Genomic DNA, 15,469 nt, shown 5'->3' on the forward strand with positions numbered 1-15,469 from the left:
GAGGTGCTCCTTGGGCGCCTAGGCCTGGGGCTCCTTCCCCTCGTAGAGGAGGGCCAGAAGCTCGGCGGTGTGGAGGACGGGGAGGTCCAGGTAGGCCCCTATCTGGGTGAGGCAGCCGATGTTGCCCGTGGCCACCAGGTCTGCCCCCGTGGCCTTCAGGTTTTCCGCCTTCCTCCGGCCCAGAGCCTCGGCGATCCCCGGCTGGAAGAGGTTATAGGTGCCGGCGCTTCCGCAGCAGAGCTCCCACTCCTTGGGCTCCAACACCTCCACCCCCGCCGCCCGGAGGAGCTTCCTTGGGGCCTCCCGCACCCCCTGGGCGTGGGCCAGGTGGCAGGCGTCGTGGTAGGCCACCCTGAGGGGCCTCTTGGGGGGAGGAGGGGGGAGGAAGCCCAGTTCATCCAGGATCACGGAGAGGTCCTTTACCTTGGCGGCTAGGCCCTGGGCCTCCTCCTCCTCGGGCTGGCCCAGGAAGAGGAGGGGGTACTCCTTCATCCCCGAGCCGCACCCAGCGGCGTTGGTGACCACGTAGTCCACGTCCCGGAAGGCCTTGAGGTTCCGCCTGGCCAGGGCCCTGGCCCCCTCCTCATCCCCGGCGTGGAGGTTTAGGGCCCCGCAGCAGGCCTGCTCCTCCAGGGCCAGGACCTCCACCCCGTTTTCCTGGAGGACCTTTAGGGTGGCCCGGTTGATGGAGGGCCTCAAGACCCTCTGGGCGCACCCCAGGAGGAGGCCCACCCGGGCTCGCCTCTCCCCCTTGGCGGGGTAGACCCCCCTGTGGGGCTCTTCCCTTTCCAGGCGGTCTGGGAGGAGGGCCAGGGGGGCCTTCAGGGCCTTGGGCAGGGGGAGGGGGTTTAGGAGGGGCTTGAGGCGCGCCCCCAGTTCCGCTAGGGGCCGGAAGCGGCCCGGGTAGGGGAGGGTGCGGAGGAGGGCCAGGCGGTAGGCCCTTTCCAGGGGGTAGCGGTGCCTCTTCTCCTCGCTCCAAAACCGGAAGGCGGCGAGGAGTTCCCCGTAGGGCACCCCGCTGGGGCAGGCGGTGACGCAGGCCTGGCACGCCAGGCAGCGGTCCAGGAAGGGGAGGGCCTCCTCCAGGGGGAGGCTTCCCTCCAGGACCTCCTTCATGAGGAAGATCCGCCCCCTGGGGGAGTCCATCTCCTCCTGGAGCACCACGTAGGTGGGGCAGGTGGGCAGGCAGAAGCCGCAGTGCACGCAGGCTTCTATGGCGTGGGCCATGACCCCGCCCTTGGGGCCAAGCTCTTTCACGGGGATCTTATGCTGCATGGCCCCACCCTAAGGGAAACCGGCCCAAGGGGTCCAGGGCCTTCTTCACATCTAGGAAGAAGCCGTGCTGGAGCCTGGGGAAGAGAGGCTCCTCCGCCCCCTTTAGGACCAGGTAGGGGACCCCTGCCGCCCTCAGGGCCCTTAGGCCCTCGGCCTCCAGGCCCGCGTAGAGGACCTCCCCCCCGTCCAGGTAGCGCCTAGGTCCTAAGGGAAGGCTCTCCAGGAGGGGAATCCGGTCAAGCCCCGCGGGCACCTTGGCCCAGATGGGGCTTCCCTCCAGGAAGCTTAGGTCCCGCACCCCCCGCCAGTGCCCCTCGTCCTCCTCCAGGACCTCCCCGCCCCCGAGGAGGCCTTTTAGCCTCTCCAATCGCTTCGCCACGCTCTCCGGGAAGCCCCCCAGGCGAAGCTCCAAGGTGGCGGGGGGGAGGAGGTCCAGGGCCAGGAGGTCTAGGGGCAGAAGCCGAATCTTTTCCAGGGCGCCAAGGGCCTCCTCTAGGCTCCCCATCTCCACCCTCAGGGTCCGGGTGGCCCGGGGCCTGGGGAAAACCTTGAAGGAGAGCTCCACCACCACCCCAAAGGCCCCCAAAGAGCCCACCATGAGGCGGTGGAAGGGGAAGCCCGCGGCGTTCTTCACCACCTTGCCCCCGCCCCGGACCACCCTTCCCTCCCCGTCCACGAAGCGCACCCCTAGGAGGAAGTCCCTAACCCCCCCAAAGCGGTGGCGCATGGGCCCGGAAAGCCCCGCGGCCACCGTCCCCCCCAAGGTGGCCCCCTGGCCCACCAACGGGGGGTCAAAGGGGAGGTACTGGCCGTGGACCCCAAGGGCCTCCTCTATTTCCCCAAGAGGGGTCCCGGCCAGGGCGGTGAAGACGAACTCCTCGGGCTGGTACTCCAGGAGGCCCCTCAGGCCAGAGAGGTCCAAAACCGCTTCGCCCTCCTCCGGGGCGGAGAGGGCGGGCTTCGTTCCCCCGCCCCGCACCCGGAGGCGGGGGTGGGCCAGGACCGCCTCCTGGACCTCCTCGAGGGTGGTGGGCCTAAGCGGGGGCATGGGCCTCCTCCGGAAGGACCTTGCCCCGGTTGGCCAGGCCCTTCGGGTCCAAGGCAGCCTTCACCCTTTCCATGGCCAGGAGGTCCTCCCGGGCGAACATCTCCGGCATGTAGGCCTTCTTCTCCACCCCGATCCCGTGCTCCCCGGTGAGGGAGCCCCCAAGGCGGACGCAAAGCCTCAGGATCTCCCCGGCCAGCGCCTCGGCCCTCTCCAGCTCCCCGGGCCGCTTGCCGTCGTAGAGGACCAGGGGGTGGAGGTTCCCGTCCCCGGCGTGGAAGACGTTGGCCACCCGGAGGGCGTAGGCCTGGGCGAGGCGCTGGATCTCCCTTAGGGCCTCCCCCAGCTTGGAGCGGGGCACCACCCCGTCCTGGACCAGGTAGTCAGGGGAAAGCCTCCCCACGGCGCTGAAGGCGGCCTTCCTGCCCTTCCAGATGGCCTGGCGCTCCGCCTCGCTCCTGGCGATGCGCACCTCGGAGGCCCCGCTTTCCTGGATGACCCCGTGGAGGACCTCGGCCTCCGCCGCCACCTCCTCCTTGGGGCCCTCGAGCTCCACGATGAGGAGGGCCTCGGCCTCGGGGTAGCCCGCCCGCACCGCCTTCTCCGCGGCCTCAATGCTCAGGCGGTCCATGATCTCCATGGCCCCGGGAAGGAGCCCGGAGCGGATGACCCGGCTCACCGCCTCCCCCGCCCCTTCCAGGCTGTCGTAGGCGGCGAGGAGGGTGTGGTAGGCCTCGGGCCTGGGGAGGAGCCTTAGGGTGATCTCCAGGGCCACCCCCAAAAGCCCCTCCGTGCCCACGAAGAAGCCGTGGAGGTCCGGCCCCACCCCCTCCAGTCCCTCCCCGCCCAGGCGCACCACCTCCCCCGTGGGGGTCACGATCTCCAGGCCCAGGACGTGGTTGGCCGTCATCCCGTGCTTGAGGCAGTGGGCTCCCCCGGAGTTAAAGGCCACGTTGCCCCCGAGGGTAGATACGGGCTGGCTGGAGGGGTCGGGGGCGTAGAGGAGCCCAAAGGGGGCCGCCTTTTGGCTTACCTCCAGGTTCACCACCCCGGGCTCCACGATGGCGATGCGGGCCTTGGGGTCTAGCCTCAGGATCCGGTTCATGCGGTTTAGGGCCAGGACGATCCCCCCTTCCACGGGGAGGGACCCCCCGCTTAGGCTCGTGCCGCTTCCCCGGGCCACGAAGGGGACCCCGTGGCGGTGGCAGAGCCGCACCACCTCCACCACCTCCTCCTTCCTCTCCGGCAGGACCACGGCCAGGGGGCGCTTGCGGTAGGCGGTGAGGGCGTCGGACTCGTAGGGGGCGAGCTCCGCCTCCCTGGTGAGAACCCTGCCCCCCGGTAAAAGGGCCTTCAGCTCCTCCAGAAAACCCACGGGCTTACCTCCTCCCCTTCACTTTACAATGGGGGCATGCTCTGCCCCCGAAACGGCAAGGAGGGCCTTCCCGTCCCCCTCAAGACGGTGAAGAACTTCCTTGCGGGCCAGGGCCTGGCCCGCCTGGACCCGAAAAGCCCCCACTCCCTCTGCCAAGACCCGGGCTGTCCCGTGGTCTACTACGGCCGGGAGGGGGTCTACACCCTGGGGGAGGTGCGCTTTCCCATCTACGACAAGGGGGCCTCCTGGGTCTGCTACTGCTTCGGGTGGACCCGGGAGGCCATCCGGGAGGCCCTGGCCCGGGGGGAGGACCCCGTAGCCCAGGTGGCGGAGGGGGTAAGGGAGGGGAGGTGCGCCTGCGACCTGCGGAACCCCCGGGGGAGGTGCTGCCTCCCCGCCCTGAGGGCGGAGGTGGAAAGGCTTGCCCGCCCTTGAGGAGGCCTTCCGTGAGCGCCTGGCGAAGTTGGCCCCGGAGGACCCCTTGGTCCTCGCGGTCTCCGGGGGCGGGGACTCCGTGGCCCTGGCCCACCTGGTGAGGCGGGTGGGAAGGCAAGGGGTGGTGGCCCACCTGGACCACGTCCTGCGCCCGGATAGCGGCGAAGACCTCCTCTTCGTGCGCCACCTGGCCCAGAGGCTTGGCTTTCCCTTCTACGGGGAGCGGGTGGAGGTGGGGCGGATCGCCGAGGAGCGGGGGGAGAACCTCGAGGCCCTGGCCCGGGAGGTGCGCTACGCCTTCCTCCACCGGGTGGCCAAGGAGGTGGGGGCGAGGGCCATCCTCACCGCCCACACCCTGGACGACCAGGCGGAGACCGTGCTCCTTAAGCTCCTCCAGGGCACGGCCCGGGGACTCGGCATCCGGGAGAAGGAGGGGATGGTGGCCCGGCCCCTCCTCCCCTTCACCCGGGAGGAGCTTAGGGCTTACCTCCGGTCCCTGGGGGAGGCCTGGCGGGAGGACCCCACCAACCAGGACCTTTCCCTGGACCGCAACTACCTGAGGCTCATGGTCTTTCCCCTCCTTCAGGAAAGGTTTCCCCGGGCCAAGGAGGCCCTTTCCCGCTTCGCCCAGGTGAGGGAAGGGGAGGAGGCCTTCTTGGAGGAGGCGGCCAAGGCCCGGCTCCTCCCTGACCCCCGCTTCTTCGTGCCCGCCTACCGGGCCTTGCCCCTCCTCAAGGCCCCGGAGGCGGTACGGAGGCGGGCTTTACGGCGGATTCTGGAGGCCTTGGACCTCCGCCCCGAGGCCCGGCACATCCTCTTCCTGGAGGAGGCCCTAGGGGGCAAGGCGGGGACGCTTCCCGAGGGGCATCTGGCCCGGCGGCACCTAGGGACCCTTTTCCTCATCCCCCCCAGGCCCAAGATTCCCCTCCCCAAGGGCTTCCGCAGGCCCTTGCCTGGGGACTACTTGGAAAGGCCCTTTGGCCGGAAGCGCCTGGTGGAGTTCCTGGCGGAAAAGGGGGTGCCCCGGGAGCTCAGGGCCCTCTGGCCCGTGCGAGGGGAGAGGGGCCGGGTGGAGGCGGTCCTGGGTCTCTTTCCCCCCTCGGAGGAGGAGGGCCTCATGGGCCTGGCCCTAGAGGAGGCCAGGAAGGCCTTCGCCCTGGGGGAGGTGCCCGTGGGGGCGGTCCTGGCCCTAGGGGGGGAGGTCCACGGGACGCACAACCAGGTGGAGGCCACGGAAGACCCCACGGCCCACGCGGAGATGCTCCTCCTAAGGAGGCTGGGGAAGGGGGCCCGGGGAGGGAGGCTTTACGTGACCCTGGAGCCCTGCCGCATGTGCCACCACGCTCTCCAGGAGGCGGGGGTGGAGGTGGTCTATGGGGTGGAGAACCTGAAGGAGGGGGCCCTCACCCGCTATGGCCAGGGAGGGGGGATGCGGGGTGGCCTTAGGGAGGGGGAGTGTGCTAAGCTCTTAAGGGACTTCTTCGCCCGGCTCAGGGAGGGGTGCCGGAGCGGTTGAACGGGCCGGTCTCGAAAACCGGTAGGCTCCGCAAGGGGCCTCGCGGGTTCGAATCCCGCCCCCTCCGCCAAAGGCGGCCTCAGGGTCGCCCTTTATACCCTTTCTTCCTGTTTCCTTCGCTCTGTCGGCTCAGAAAAGCCCGCTGGGAACCTTCTGACGGGGCCCCCATGCTGGCGCAAGCCAGAATGGGGTGGTATTACACTACCTGGTACCCCCACCTTCCCCCCAGGACCCCAAGCTCTTTAAGCAGGGCCTCCACCTCCTCCTTTTCCTGGGGAAGGCCCTTCAGGAGGAGATAAAGGAGGCTTGCCAACTCCCCGACAAGGGTGTAGCCGTAGCGCCTCCGCTCCTCTTCCCAAAGGGCTTCCATACGCAAGCGGGCCATGCGCCAGGGCACGGGGAGGAAGTGGCCCTTGGGTGGGTCCGCCTCGGGAGCGCAGAGCCTGGGGTCTCCCCGGGTGAGGAGGCCCCGGCAGGCCAGGGGGCGGTGGGGGTAGACCCCGCAGAGCCCCCCTTCCAGGAGGGGGCAGGGGATCTGGCTTTGGAAGAAGCGGCTAGGGAAGCGGGGGTCGTCCTTGCCCTCCTGGAGGAGGCGAAGGCGCCTGGGGCCTTCCTCCAGGAGGCGCTCCTTTTGGGCGGGGCTGAGGTGGGGAAGGAGGGCCAGGCCCTCGAGGCGGGAAAGGGTCACCAGGCCAAAGCAACAGGCGGAGCACCCCGCCTGGCAGGAGGGCTTCACCCCCTTCCTCGCCAGGTAGTCCGCCAGGTCCTCCTCTAGGACGCGCCAGGCCTCTTCTGGGGTCATCGCCGCAAGCGGTAGACGCCTTTCCTGGGGTCAAAGGGACAGGCCCGGAAGGCCACGTGGGGGCAGAAGCGCCGGTGGCGGCGCACCTCTTCCGCCAGGGGCCGGGGGAGGCCACAGACGGGGCAAGCTGCCCCACCCTTGGCCCTTTGTAGGAGGCGGAGGAGCGCCCTCACCCTAACCAGGGTACCATGGGGGTATGCCTGCGCCCTTTCTGGAACCCCTGGTGCCGGGGGTGCCCCCGGCGGTCTCGGCCTGGGTAAGGGGCCTCGAGGAGGTCCGGCTCCACCTGGAGCGCTGGGTCTTGGACCTCCCCGAGGAGGCCTTCTGGTGGCGGCCCAAGGAGGGGGCGAACCCCATCGGCGGCCTGGTGCGCCACATCGCGGGAAGCTCCCTCCGCCTCGCCGCCTACGCCCTCGGCCTTCCCCTGCCCGAGTGGGCCCAAAGGGGCCGGGAGTGGGAGCTTTTGGGGGAGCCCGAGCCCAAAGAGGCCGTGGCGGCCCGCTTCCGGGAGGCCTGGGACCTCCTCCTGGAGGCCCTCGAGGGGGTGCGGGAGGAGGACCTGGCGGCCCCCGTCCCCGTGGGGGGCCAAGGGGTCATGGCCCCCCGGGCCCACGTCCTCCACCACCTGGTGGAGCACGCCCAGCACCACGCGGGCCAGGTCATCTACGCCAGGAAGCTCCTTTAGGATGGAAGCATGGAACGCATAGGCCTGCGCGGCGCCCCCAGGGTGACCCTCGAGGCCCTCAAGGAGGCCCTAAAGGGGATCCGCCTCCCCGAGGCCAAGGTCTACCTCATCACCGACTGGCAGGACCGGAGGGAGGAGGCCCGCTACGCCCTCCTCGTCCACGGGGGGAAGAGGGGCCTCCTCACCCCCGACGCCTTCGGCCCCGCCTTCCCCGGGGGGGAGGAGGCCCTGGCGGAGCTCGTGGCCCTCCTCCTGGAGCGGGGGGCCAGGAAGTTCTATGAGGCCGTGGTCTCCCCGGGGGAGATGGGCGCCCTTCTGGACCTTCCCCCAGGGGAGCTCCTCAGCCGGATCAACGCCATCGCCAACCCCACGGACCCCCACATCTACCGGCGGGCGGCCTAGGCGTAGAGGGCCTTGAGCCCCGCCGCCTCCTCCGCCAGGAGGGGAAGCTGGGCGAGGTCCACCCCGGTCCTAAAGCCCCGCCCCTCCAGGTGGGGGAGGACCACCTCCGTGGGGAGGTTGCCCACGAGCTCGTCCCCGGCGAAGGGGCACCCCCCCACCCCGGCCAGGGCCCCCTCCAGCCAGGTGAGGCCCGCTCCCAAGACCGCCTCCACCTTTTCCAAAACCCCCTGGGGCCGGGCGTGGAGGTGGGCCCCCAGGCCCTCGGGGCCAAAGCGCCCCGCGGCGGCCTCGAGGACCTCCCGGATGCGCCCCGCTTCCGCCACCCCGTAGGTGTCCGCCAGGGCGATCTCCTTGACCCCAAGCTCCCTTAGCCGGGCGATGGCCTCCAGGACCCCCTCCACCCCCCAGGGGTCCCCGTAGGGGTTGCCGAAGGCCATGGAGAGGTAGACCACGAGGCCAAGCCGCCCCTCCACCGCCCGCACCATCCCCGCCACCAGGGGCCAGGACTCCTCCAGGGAGCGGCCCGTGTTTTTCCTTTGGAAGGTGTCCGAGAGGGAGAGGGGGTAGCCCACGTGGGTGAGGTGGGGGACCTCCAGGGCCCGCTCCAGCCCCTTCTCGTTGGCCACGATGGCCAGGTAGGTGCGCCCCTCGGGCGGGGGGAGGGCCTTTAGCACCGCCTCGGCGTCCGCCATCTGGGGGACCCACTTGGGGGAGACGAAGCTCGTCAGGTCCAGGTGGCGGAAGCCCGCCTCCAGGAGCCTCTTCAGAAAGGCCACCTTCTCCTCGGTGGGGATGAAGCGGGAAAACCCCTGCCAGGCATCCCTCGGACACTCCACCCATCTGACCGTTGCCACCTTTTCCCTCCTCTGGGGCCCCCATGCTGGCTTGGGCGTATCACCGGGGCCCCCATGCTGGCGCAAGCCAGCATGGGGTGGTACTAGACCTGAAAGACCCCCACCCGGAGGGGCTCCCGCTCCGGGTTCAGGGCGCAGGCCTCGAGGCTCTTTATGATCCACCTCCGGGTCTCGTGGGGGAGAACGATCCCGTCCACCCAGAGCCGGGCGGCCGCGTACCGGGGGTCCAGGGTCTCCTCGTAGCGGCCCTTGATGCGCTCGTAGAGCTCCTTGAGCTCCTCGTCCGAGGGCTCCTGGCCCTGGCGCCTGAGCTTTTCCACCTCCAGCTCCAGGAGGGTCTTGGCCGCCTGGGCCCCGCCCATGACGGCGTACTTGGCGCTGGGCCAGGCGTAGATGAACCTGGGAGCGTAGGCCTTGCCCGCCAGGGCGTAGTTCCCCGCCCCGAAGGACCCCCCCAGGATCACGGTGATCTTGGGGACGGTGGCGTTGCTCACGGCGTTCACCAGCTTGGCCCCCCGCCTTATGATCCCCGCCTGCTCCGACTCCTTGCCCACCATGAAGCCGGTCACGTCCTGGAGGAAGAGGAGGGGGATGTTCATCTGGTTCACGTCCAGGATGAACCGGGCCGCCTTGTCCGCCGCCTCGGCGTAGATGACCCCGCCCACCTCAATCCGCCCCCTCTTCTTGAGGACGAGGCGCTGGTTCCCCACGATGCCCACGGGGTACCCTCCGATGCGGGCGAAGCCGGTGACCAGGGTCTCCCCGTACCCCCCTTTGTACTCCAGGAACTCGGAGCCGTCCACCAGCCGGGCGATCACCTCCCTAAGGTCGTAGGGCTTGGAGCCCTCGGGGGAGACCAGGCCGTAGAGGTCCTCGGCGGGGTAGAGGGGCTCCTTGGGCTCCTTCCGGGCCTCGGCCCAAGGGGCCAGGCGGGGGGGCGGGTAGAGGGCGGCCAGTTTCCGGATCCTCTCTAGGGCGGCCTCGTCCGTGGGCTCGTAGAAGTCCACGGTGCCCGAGACCTCGGCGTGCATCCGGGCCCCCCCGAGCTCCTCGGAGGAGACCTCCTGGCCGATGGCTGCCTTAACCAGGGCGGGCCCCGCCAGGTAGAGCCCAGAGCCCTCGGTCATGAGGAGGACGTCGGTCATCACCGGCAGGTAAGCCCCCCCGGCCACGCAGTTCCCCATGATGGCGGAGATCTGGGGGATGCCCAAGGCGCTCATGCGGGCGTTCAGGTAGAAGATGCGGCCGAAGTCATCCTGGTCGGGGAAGACCTCGTCCTGAAGGGGAAGGAAGACCCCGGCGGAGTCCACCAGGTAGACCGTGGGGATGCGGTTTTCCAGGGCTATGGTCTGGGCCCGGATCACCTTCTTGGCGGTGATGGGGAAGAAGGCCCCCGCCTTCACCGTGGCGTCGTTGGCGATGACCATCCAAAGCCTTCCCCCAATCCTCCCCAGGCCGGCGACAACCCCCCCTGCGGGGGCCCCGCCCCACTCCTCGTACATCCCCCACCCGGCGAAGGCCATGAGCTCGTAAAACTCCGTCCCCGGGTCCAAAAGCCTAACGATCCTTTCCCTTGCGGTGAGGCGGCCCTTTTGGTGCTGGCGCTCTATGGCCTTGGGGCCGCCCCCCAGGCGCACCCTTTCCAGGCTCTCCTTGAAGTCCCGCACCAGGGCCACCCAGGCGTCCTTGTTGGCCTTAAAGGAGGGGCTTTCCCGGCTCAGCGAGGTCTCCAGCACGGGCCGGCCTCGAGGCTCCATGGCCCAAGTATATCGCTCTTTCGCTTAGGGCCAAAAAAGCGCGCCCCCTTTGGGGGGGTAGGGCACCGGGGGTTGGGCTTTGGCCTGGCGGCGGGCCTCCCGGTCCACCCTTTCGTTCTCGGGGTGGCCGCTATGCCCCTCTACCCAGTGGAAGCTCACCCGGTGCCCCTCCATGGCCCCTAGGAGGGCCTGCCAGAGGTCTTGGTTCTTCACGGGCCTCCCCTCGGCGGTCCGCCAGCCGTTCCTCCTCCACCGCTCCACCCAGCCCTCGGCGAAGGCCCGCTTGAGGTACTGGCTATCCGTGTGGAGGTGGACCTCGCAGGGCGCTTTTAGGGCCAGGAGGCCCTCGAGGGCCGCCCTCAGTTCCATGCGGTTGTTGGTGGTGCAGGGCTCTCCCCCGGAGAGGAGCTTTTCCCGGTTTCCGTAGCGGAGGAGGGCCGCCCACCCCCCGGGGCCCGGGTTCCCCAGGCAGGCCCCATCCGTGAAGAGGTCCACGCGCTTGAGGGAAAGGCTCACCCTCCCATCTTAGCCCTGGGAAGGGGCCCCAAAGAGCCTGAGGAAGAGGCTTTCCAGGCTAGGGGTCCCCTGGGAGACCTCCTGCACCTCCCCGTCCAGGTAGGGGAGGTGGGCCCGCAGGGCCTCCCAGGGGCCCAGGAAGAAGAGGCGGTCGGGGGCCTCCACGAGCCAGCCCGGCCCCAGGGCCCCCGCCAGGGCCTCCGCCTGGGGCTCCAGGAGGCGCACCCTATACCCCTCCCCCGCCCACTCCTGGAGGAGGGCCCGGGTGGGCCCCTCCCGCAGGACCTCCCCCCGGTGGAGAAAGGCCACCCGGTCGCTCACCCGCTCCACTCCCTCCAGGTCGTGGGAGGTGAGGAGGATCCCCCACCCTTCCCCCTTAAGCTCCAGGAGGATCCCCTCAAACTCCCTCCGGCTCACCGGGTCCAGGCCCAGGGTGGGCTCGTCCAGGAGGAGGAAGCGGGGCTTGAGGGCGAGGGCGGCGGAGCCCATGGCCTCCCGCAGGCGGCCAAGCCGCCTCAGGGTGCGGGCCAGGGCCAGGGCGAGGCGGGCCTGGGCCCGGGGGTCCTCGGCGCGCCGAAGGGCCTCCTCCAGGGCCAGCGCACCCTCCCTTGGGGGCAGGGCCAGGCCCAGGTGGTAGAGGGTGAGGGGGGTCTGGGCCCTCCGGGCGGCCTCGAGGGCCAGGGCCCGGTAGGCCCCGAGGTTTCCCCGCCTCGCCTTCAAGAAGCCCAGGAGGGCCAGGCGCTCCGCCTCCAGGAGGCCTTCCTGGGGGGTGAAGAGGAGGGCTTCCGCTTCCCAGTCCTTCCCCCTTTCCAGGAGGGCGAGGGCCTGGGCCAGGGTATCCCCCACGCTTCCCCCTAAAGGCCCCATATCCTTCCGGGGGCCAGCTCCACCAGGTTGCCCGCGGGGTCTTGGGTGTAGAGGCTCCTTCCCCCGGGCCACTCTGCCCAAAAGACGGGGTAGCCCGCCCTCTTCAGGCGCTCCTCCCAGAGGGGAAGCTCCTCCTCCTCCACCCGGAAGGCCACGTGCACGCTCCCATGGGCCCCGTGGGGGGGCAGGGCCTCCTCCTTCTCCGTGAGCTTGGGGTTGAAGACCAGGAAGACCCCCCGGCCCGCGCGGAAGAAGGCGTGCCTGGGGGGTTTGAACTGGAAGCAGGGGAGGCCTAAGACCCCCTCGTAGAAGGCCCGGGCCTTCTCCAGGTCCTCCGCGTAGACCGAGGTCTCCAGGACCTCCACTACTTGAGCCGGGCGATGAGGTCGGCCACGGGGATGGCCTCCAGGGTGGTGGTCTTCACGCTCCCCCTCGAGGCCAGGTGGAGCATGGCCCGGGCCACGGCCAGGCTGTCCTCCGCTTCCACGATGTTCACAAAGTCATAGGGCCCCAAGACGGCGTACTGGGCCACCACCTTGACCCCGAAGTCCCGCTCCAGCTCCCCGTTCACCTCCTTGATGCGCTCGGGGTTCTTCACCAGGGTCTCCGCGCCGTCGTCCGTCAGGGTGCTGAGCACGATAAAGGTGGGCATACTTTGGCCTCCTTTCCCCTTTAGCCTACGCCTCCTCTTTAGCCTACGCCTCCTCGGCCTCCAGTTCAACCCCCGCGTAGACCTCCTCCACGGCGAGGGTTCCCCCCAAGCAGGGAAGGGCCAGCCCGCCCGCCTCGAGGGCCTGGTGGACCACCTCCTCCCCCTCCTTGCGGCAGAGCTCCGCTAGGGGCCTTTGGGCGCTCACCAGGAGGTAGCCCCTTAAGGAGGGAAGGGCCAGGTAGCGCCCCAGCTTCTCCCGGCGGTCCACGGCCTCGGTGTTCTGGGAGAGGACCTCCACCACCAGGCAGGGGGCTTCCTCGTAGTAGGGGTTTTCCGGAGGTGGGGCGCAGACCACCATGAGATCGGGGTAGTAAAAGGTGGCCTCCCCCACCTTGAGCTTCATGTCCGCCACGTAGAGGCGGCATCCCTTCCTTCGGGCCAGGGGATAGAGGAGGTAGTGGAGGTTGCTCACGATGAGGTTATGGGCCCGGCCCGCCCCGGCCACGGCGTAGGGGATCCCCTCCAGAAGCTCGTGCTTCACCGGGGAGGAGGCCTCCAGCTCCAGGTAGGCCTCCGGCGAAAGCCGCTTTAGGACCCTAGCGGGTTCGCCCATTACTCCCATTCTATGGTGGCCGGGGGTTTGGAGGTGATGTCGTAGACCACCCGCCCGATCTCGGGTACCCGCCTGGTGATGCGCCTGGCCACCTCGTCCAGGAACTCCAGGGGGAGCCTGGCCCAGTCCGCGGTCATGAAGTCCTCGGTGGTCACGGCCCTGAGGGCCAGGACGTACCCGTAGCGCCTCTCGTCCCCCGCCACCCCCACGCTCCTCAAGGGGGTGAGGACGGCCAGGGCCTGAGCCACCTGGCCATAGAGCCCCCACTCCTTGAGGAGGTTTACAAAGAGGTCGTCCGCCCGCCTCAGGATGTCCAGCCCCTCCTCCGTCACCTCCCCCAGGAGGCGCACGGCGAGGCCGGGGCCGGGGAAGGGGTGCCGGAGGCGGATGGGGTCGGGAAGCCCGAGGAGAAGCGCCAGCTCCCGCACCTCGTCCTTGAAGAGGAGGCGGAAGGGCTCAAGAAGGGCAAACTGTAGGTCCTCGGGGAGGCCCCCCACGTTGTGGTGGCTCTTGATCTTGGCCGCCCCGTGCCCCCCGGCGGACTCGATGACGTCGGGGTAGAGGGTCCCTTGCGCCAGGAAGCAGAAGGGCCCCTTCTCCCGGGCCACCTGGCCGAAGACCTCCACGAACTCCCGCCCGATGACCCTCCGCTTTTCCTCGGGGTCCTCCACCCCCTTTAGGGCCCTCAGGAAGCGGTCCTTGGCCTCCACCACGAGGAGGTTCACCCCCAGGGCCCTCAAGGCTCCTTCCACCTCCTCCCTCTCCCCCAGGCGCAAAAGCCCGTGGTCCACGAAGACCGCCAGGTGGTCCACCCCCGCCCGGGCCAGGAGGAGGGCCAGGGTGGAGGAGTCCACCCCGCCGGAGACCGCAAGGAGGACCCGGTCCTTCCCCACCTGTTCCCGCACCTCCCTGAGGAGGCCCTCCAGGATGTGCTCCGGGGTCCAGTCCCGGGGCACCTGGGCCATCTCCAGGAAGTTTTCCAGGATCTGCATCCCCTTGGGGGTGTGGGCCACCTCGGGGTGGAACTGGACCCCATAGAGGGGGGCCCCTTCCGCCTCCATGGCGGCCACGGGGTTCTCCTCGGTCTCGGCGGCCACCCGCCACCCGGGGGGGAGTTCGGTGACGGCGTCGCTGTGGCTCATCCAGACCTGGACCTCCCCGGATACCCCCCGGAAGAGGGGCCCGGAATAGCGGGTGAGGAGGGCCTTGCCGTACTCCGCCCGCCCCGCCCGCTCCACCTTCCCCCCGAGGGCCTGGGCCATGAGCTGCATGCCGTAGCAGATGCCCAGGATGGGGAGGCCCTGGGCGAAGAGGCGGGGGTCGGGCCTGGGGGCGTCCTCCTCGAAGACGCTCCTCGGCCCCCCGGAGAGGATGAGGGCCTGGGGGTTGTGCTTTAGGACCTCTTCCAAGGGGGCCGTGCCCGGGAGGATCAGGGAAAAGGCCCGGAGTTCCCGGAGCCTCCTGGCGATGAGCCGGGTGTACTGGGAGCCGAAGTCCAGGACCACCACCATGGGGCCCAGTCTACCCCTTACCATGGGGGTATGGCCGAGGTGGAGAGCTTCCGGCTGGACCACACCCAGGTCCAGGCCCCCTACGTGCGCCTGGCGGGAAGGAAGCCTTTGGGGGGCGGAGTGGTGGAGAAGTACGACCTAAGGCTGGCGCAGCCCAACCGGGAGGCCCTCCCCACGGGGGCCTTGCACACCCTGGAGCACCTCCTGGCGGGGTACCTCAGGGACCACCTGGAGGGGGTGATAGACCTCTCCCCCATGGGGTGCCGCACGGGGTTTTACCTGGTGGCCGAGGGGCCTTTGGGGGAAGAAGCGGTCCTGGTGGCCTTGGAAAGGGCCTTGAGGGACGTCCTCCTGCACCAGGGGCCCATCCCGGGGGCGAGCCTTAGGGAGTGCGGCAACTACCGGGACCACGACCTGGAAGGGGCCAGGGCCTGGGCGGAAAGGGTCTTAAAGGCGGGGCTCAAGGTCCAGCCCACCCTCCCCCTATGACCGCCTTCTTCGCCGCCGAGCCCGAGGAGGCGGAGGCCCTCAGGGAGGCCCTCGAGGCCACCACCCCCCTAGAGGCCCCCTTCCCCCTCCACCAGGGGGAGGGGGTCCTGGTGGCGGAGACGGGGGTGGGGAAGGTGGCCTGCGCCCTGGCCGTGGCCCACGTCCTCACCCGCTTCGCTCCCAAAGGGAGCTTCTTCCTGGGGGTGGCGGGGGCCCTGGACCCTGCCCTTAGGGCCTTGGACCTCCTCCTGGCCCAAAGGGCGGTGCAGTGGGACGTGGACCTCACCCCCTTTGGCCGGGCTCCCGGGGAGACCGCCTTGGGGGTGCGCTTCTTCCCCTCAGACCCAAGGCTCCTCGCCCGGGCAGAGGCCGCCGCCCGGGCCCTGGGCTTCCCCCATAGGCTTGGGGTGGTGGCCACGGGGGACCGCTTCCTCCAGGACCCGGAGGAGGCCAAGAGGCTTCGCGCCCTCCACGGGGCGGATGCCGTGGAGATGGAGGGGGCCGCCGCCCTCATGGTGGCCTACCGCTTCCGCCACCCCATGGCCCTGGTGCGCATCGTCACCGACGGGGCGGGGGAGGGGGCGGCTTTGGACTTCCAGGCCTTTTTGCGGGAGGCCTCGAGGCGCCTTGGCCGCCTGGCCCGGGCCCTCCTCCCCTATACTGAGGGGGGATAGG

General features: G+C 69.8%; 19 protein-coding genes and 1 tRNA gene. 7 read left to right on the forward strand and 13 right to left on the reverse strand.

What is annotated here, in order from left to right:
• Positions 1-18: 18 nt before the first annotated feature.
• From ATI37_RS10070 to ATI37_RS10080, 3 genes are read right to left on the reverse strand one after another with little or no spacing between them, the layout of a single operon-like run.
• Positions 19-1,275 (reverse strand): (Fe-S)-binding protein, encoded by a 1,257-nt coding sequence (locus ATI37_RS10070; protein ID WP_117238227.1) that lies wholly within the window; start codon positions 1,273-1,275, stop codon positions 19-21.
• A complete protein-coding gene (locus ATI37_RS10075; RefSeq protein ID WP_117238228.1) occupies positions 1,265-2,323 on the reverse strand; it encodes an FAD-binding protein in 1,059 nt (352 codons plus the stop codon). Before ATI37_RS10075 ends, ATI37_RS10070 begins: the two co-directional genes overlap by 11 nt.
• Positions 2,310-3,695 (reverse strand): FAD-linked oxidase C-terminal domain-containing protein, encoded by a 1,386-nt coding sequence (locus tag ATI37_RS10080; protein WP_117238229.1) that lies wholly within the window; start codon positions 3,693-3,695, stop codon positions 2,310-2,312. The genes ATI37_RS10075 and ATI37_RS10080 overlap by 14 nt, the downstream gene beginning before the upstream one ends.
• Positions 3,696-3,731: 36 nt before the next feature.
• On the opposite strand from ATI37_RS10080, the gene ATI37_RS10085 reads away from it, so the two are divergent.
• From ATI37_RS10085 to ATI37_RS10095, 3 genes are all read left to right on the forward strand, one after another.
• Positions 3,732-4,130, forward strand: coding sequence for a hypothetical protein (locus ATI37_RS10085; protein WP_117238230.1), 399 nt, complete (start codon positions 3,732-3,734; stop codon positions 4,128-4,130).
• On the forward strand, positions 4,117-5,646 hold the full coding sequence (gene tilS, locus ATI37_RS10090; RefSeq protein ID WP_117238231.1) for a tRNA lysidine(34) synthetase TilS: 1,530 nt from the start codon (positions 4,117-4,119) through the stop codon (positions 5,644-5,646). The genes ATI37_RS10085 and tilS overlap by 14 nt, the downstream gene beginning before the upstream one ends.
• Positions 5,625-5,716, forward strand: a tRNA-Ser gene (locus ATI37_RS10095). Before tilS ends, ATI37_RS10095 begins: the two co-directional genes overlap by 22 nt.
• A 126-nt stretch (positions 5,717-5,842) precedes the next feature.
• On the opposite strand, the gene ATI37_RS10100 is transcribed toward ATI37_RS10095, so the two are convergent.
• Both ATI37_RS10100 and ATI37_RS11705 read right to left on the reverse strand, forming a co-directional pair.
• Entirely contained in the window at positions 5,843-6,448 is a 606-nt protein-coding gene (locus ATI37_RS10100) for a YkgJ family cysteine cluster protein (RefSeq protein ID WP_117238232.1), read from the reverse strand.
• A complete protein-coding gene (locus tag ATI37_RS11705; RefSeq protein WP_198665547.1) occupies positions 6,445-6,621 on the reverse strand; it encodes a hypothetical protein in 177 nt (58 codons plus the stop codon). Before ATI37_RS11705 ends, ATI37_RS10100 begins: the two co-directional genes overlap by 4 nt.
• A gap of 23 nt (positions 6,622-6,644) precedes the next feature.
• On the opposite strand from ATI37_RS11705, the gene ATI37_RS10105 reads away from it, so the two are divergent.
• Both ATI37_RS10105 and ATI37_RS10110 read left to right on the forward strand, forming a co-directional pair.
• Complete coding sequence (locus tag ATI37_RS10105; protein WP_117238233.1) at positions 6,645-7,133, forward strand: DinB family protein; 489 nt, start codon at positions 6,645-6,647, stop codon at positions 7,131-7,133.
• 9 nt (positions 7,134-7,142) lie between these two features.
• The gene (locus tag ATI37_RS10110; RefSeq protein ID WP_117238234.1) at positions 7,143-7,535 is read left to right on the forward strand and encodes a DUF3197 domain-containing protein; all 393 of its coding nucleotides are present in this window, start codon (positions 7,143-7,145) and stop codon (positions 7,533-7,535) included.
• Here ATI37_RS10110 and ATI37_RS10115 read toward each other — a convergent pair.
• From ATI37_RS10115 to guaA, 8 genes are all read right to left on the reverse strand, one after another.
• Positions 7,532-8,389: a hydroxymethylglutaryl-CoA lyase gene (locus ATI37_RS10115; RefSeq protein WP_117238235.1), complete on the reverse strand. Its 858-nt coding sequence runs from the start codon at positions 8,387-8,389 to the stop codon at positions 7,532-7,534. The genes ATI37_RS10110 and ATI37_RS10115 overlap by 4 nt on opposite strands.
• An 83-nt stretch (positions 8,390-8,472) precedes the next feature.
• Entirely contained in the window at positions 8,473-10,146 is a 1,674-nt protein-coding gene (locus tag ATI37_RS10120; protein WP_408646671.1) for an acyl-CoA carboxylase subunit beta, read from the reverse strand.
• 24 nt (positions 10,147-10,170) lie between these two features.
• Positions 10,171-10,662, reverse strand: coding sequence for a ribonuclease HI (gene rnhA, locus ATI37_RS10125; RefSeq protein ID WP_117238237.1), 492 nt, complete (start codon positions 10,660-10,662; stop codon positions 10,171-10,173).
• Between the two features lie 9 nt (positions 10,663-10,671).
• Positions 10,672-11,529, reverse strand: coding sequence for an ABC transporter ATP-binding protein (locus tag ATI37_RS12605; RefSeq protein ID WP_117238238.1), 858 nt, complete (start codon positions 11,527-11,529; stop codon positions 10,672-10,674).
• Positions 11,517-11,894 carry a VOC family protein gene (locus ATI37_RS10135; protein ID WP_117238239.1) on the reverse strand — a complete coding sequence of 126 codons (378 nt, stop codon included), beginning with the start codon at positions 11,892-11,894 and terminating at the stop codon, positions 11,517-11,519. The genes ATI37_RS12605 and ATI37_RS10135 overlap by 13 nt, the downstream gene beginning before the upstream one ends.
• Positions 11,894-12,181, reverse strand: a complete 288-nt coding sequence (locus ATI37_RS10140; protein WP_003045118.1) for a glutamine synthetase/cystathionine beta-lyase binding protein — start codon at positions 12,179-12,181, stop codon at positions 11,894-11,896. Before ATI37_RS10140 ends, ATI37_RS10135 begins: the two co-directional genes overlap by 1 nt.
• Positions 12,182-12,224: 43 nt before the next feature.
• Positions 12,225-12,794 (reverse strand): Uma2 family endonuclease, encoded by a 570-nt coding sequence (locus tag ATI37_RS10145; protein WP_198665548.1) that lies wholly within the window; start codon positions 12,792-12,794, stop codon positions 12,225-12,227.
• Positions 12,794-14,305 carry a glutamine-hydrolyzing GMP synthase gene (guaA, locus tag ATI37_RS10150; RefSeq protein ID WP_117238241.1) on the reverse strand — a complete coding sequence of 504 codons (1,512 nt, stop codon included), beginning with the start codon at positions 14,303-14,305 and terminating at the stop codon, positions 12,794-12,796. Before guaA ends, ATI37_RS10145 begins: the two co-directional genes overlap by 1 nt.
• A gap of 30 nt (positions 14,306-14,335) precedes the next feature.
• Here guaA and ATI37_RS10155 point away from each other — a divergent pair, with 30 nt between their 5' ends.
• Together ATI37_RS10155 and mtnN are read left to right on the forward strand one after the other, a co-directional pair.
• Entirely contained in the window at positions 14,336-14,794 is a 459-nt protein-coding gene (locus ATI37_RS10155) for an S-ribosylhomocysteine lyase (RefSeq protein ID WP_117238242.1), read from the forward strand.
• A complete protein-coding gene (gene mtnN / locus ATI37_RS10160) occupies positions 14,791-15,468 on the forward strand; it encodes a 5'-methylthioadenosine/S-adenosylhomocysteine nucleosidase (protein WP_117238243.1) in 678 nt (225 codons plus the stop codon). Before ATI37_RS10155 ends, mtnN begins: the two co-directional genes overlap by 4 nt.
• The last annotated feature ends 1 nt before the right edge of the window (position 15,469 follow it).

The sequence above is a fragment of the Thermus sediminis genome (genome assembly GCF_003426945.1).
GTDB classification, from domain to species: Bacteria; Deinococcota; Deinococci; order Deinococcales; family Thermaceae; genus Thermus; species Thermus sediminis.

Excerpts from the sequence above, each read along its gene's own strand:
- ATI37_RS10070 (WP_117238227.1), bottom strand. The coding sequence starts at position 1,275 with ATGCAGCATAAGATCCCCGTGAAAGAGCTTGGCCCCAAGGGCGGGGTC.
- ATI37_RS10075 (WP_117238228.1), bottom strand. The coding sequence starts at position 2,323 with ATGCCCCCGCTTAGGCCCACCACCCTCGAGGAGGTCCAGGAGGCGGTC.
- ATI37_RS10085 (WP_117238230.1), top strand. The coding sequence starts at position 3,732 with ATGCTCTGCCCCCGAAACGGCAAGGAGGGCCTTCCCGTCCCCCTCAAG.
- ATI37_RS10100 (WP_117238232.1), bottom strand. The coding sequence starts at position 6,448 with ATGACCCCAGAAGAGGCCTGGCGCGTCCTAGAGGAGGACCTGGCGGAC.
- ATI37_RS10105 (WP_117238233.1), top strand. The coding sequence starts at position 6,645 with ATGCCTGCGCCCTTTCTGGAACCCCTGGTGCCGGGGGTGCCCCCGGCG.
- ATI37_RS10110 (WP_117238234.1), top strand. The coding sequence starts at position 7,143 with ATGGAACGCATAGGCCTGCGCGGCGCCCCCAGGGTGACCCTCGAGGCC.
- ATI37_RS10120 (WP_408646671.1), bottom strand. The coding sequence starts at position 10,146 with ATGGAGCCTCGAGGCCGGCCCGTGCTGGAGACCTCGCTGAGCCGGGAA.
- ATI37_RS12605 (WP_117238238.1), bottom strand. The coding sequence starts at position 11,529 with ATGGGGCCTTTAGGGGGAAGCGTGGGGGATACCCTGGCCCAGGCCCTC.
- ATI37_RS10140 (WP_003045118.1), bottom strand. The coding sequence starts at position 12,181 with ATGCCCACCTTTATCGTGCTCAGCACCCTGACGGACGACGGCGCGGAG.
- ATI37_RS10145 (WP_198665548.1), bottom strand. The coding sequence starts at position 12,794 with ATGGGCGAACCCGCTAGGGTCCTAAAGCGGCTTTCGCCGGAGGCCTAC.
- guaA (WP_117238241.1), bottom strand. The coding sequence starts at position 14,305 with ATGGTGGTGGTCCTGGACTTCGGCTCCCAGTACACCCGGCTCATCGCC.
- ATI37_RS10155 (WP_117238242.1), top strand. The coding sequence starts at position 14,336 with ATGGCCGAGGTGGAGAGCTTCCGGCTGGACCACACCCAGGTCCAGGCC.
- mtnN (WP_117238243.1), top strand. The coding sequence starts at position 14,791 with ATGACCGCCTTCTTCGCCGCCGAGCCCGAGGAGGCGGAGGCCCTCAGG.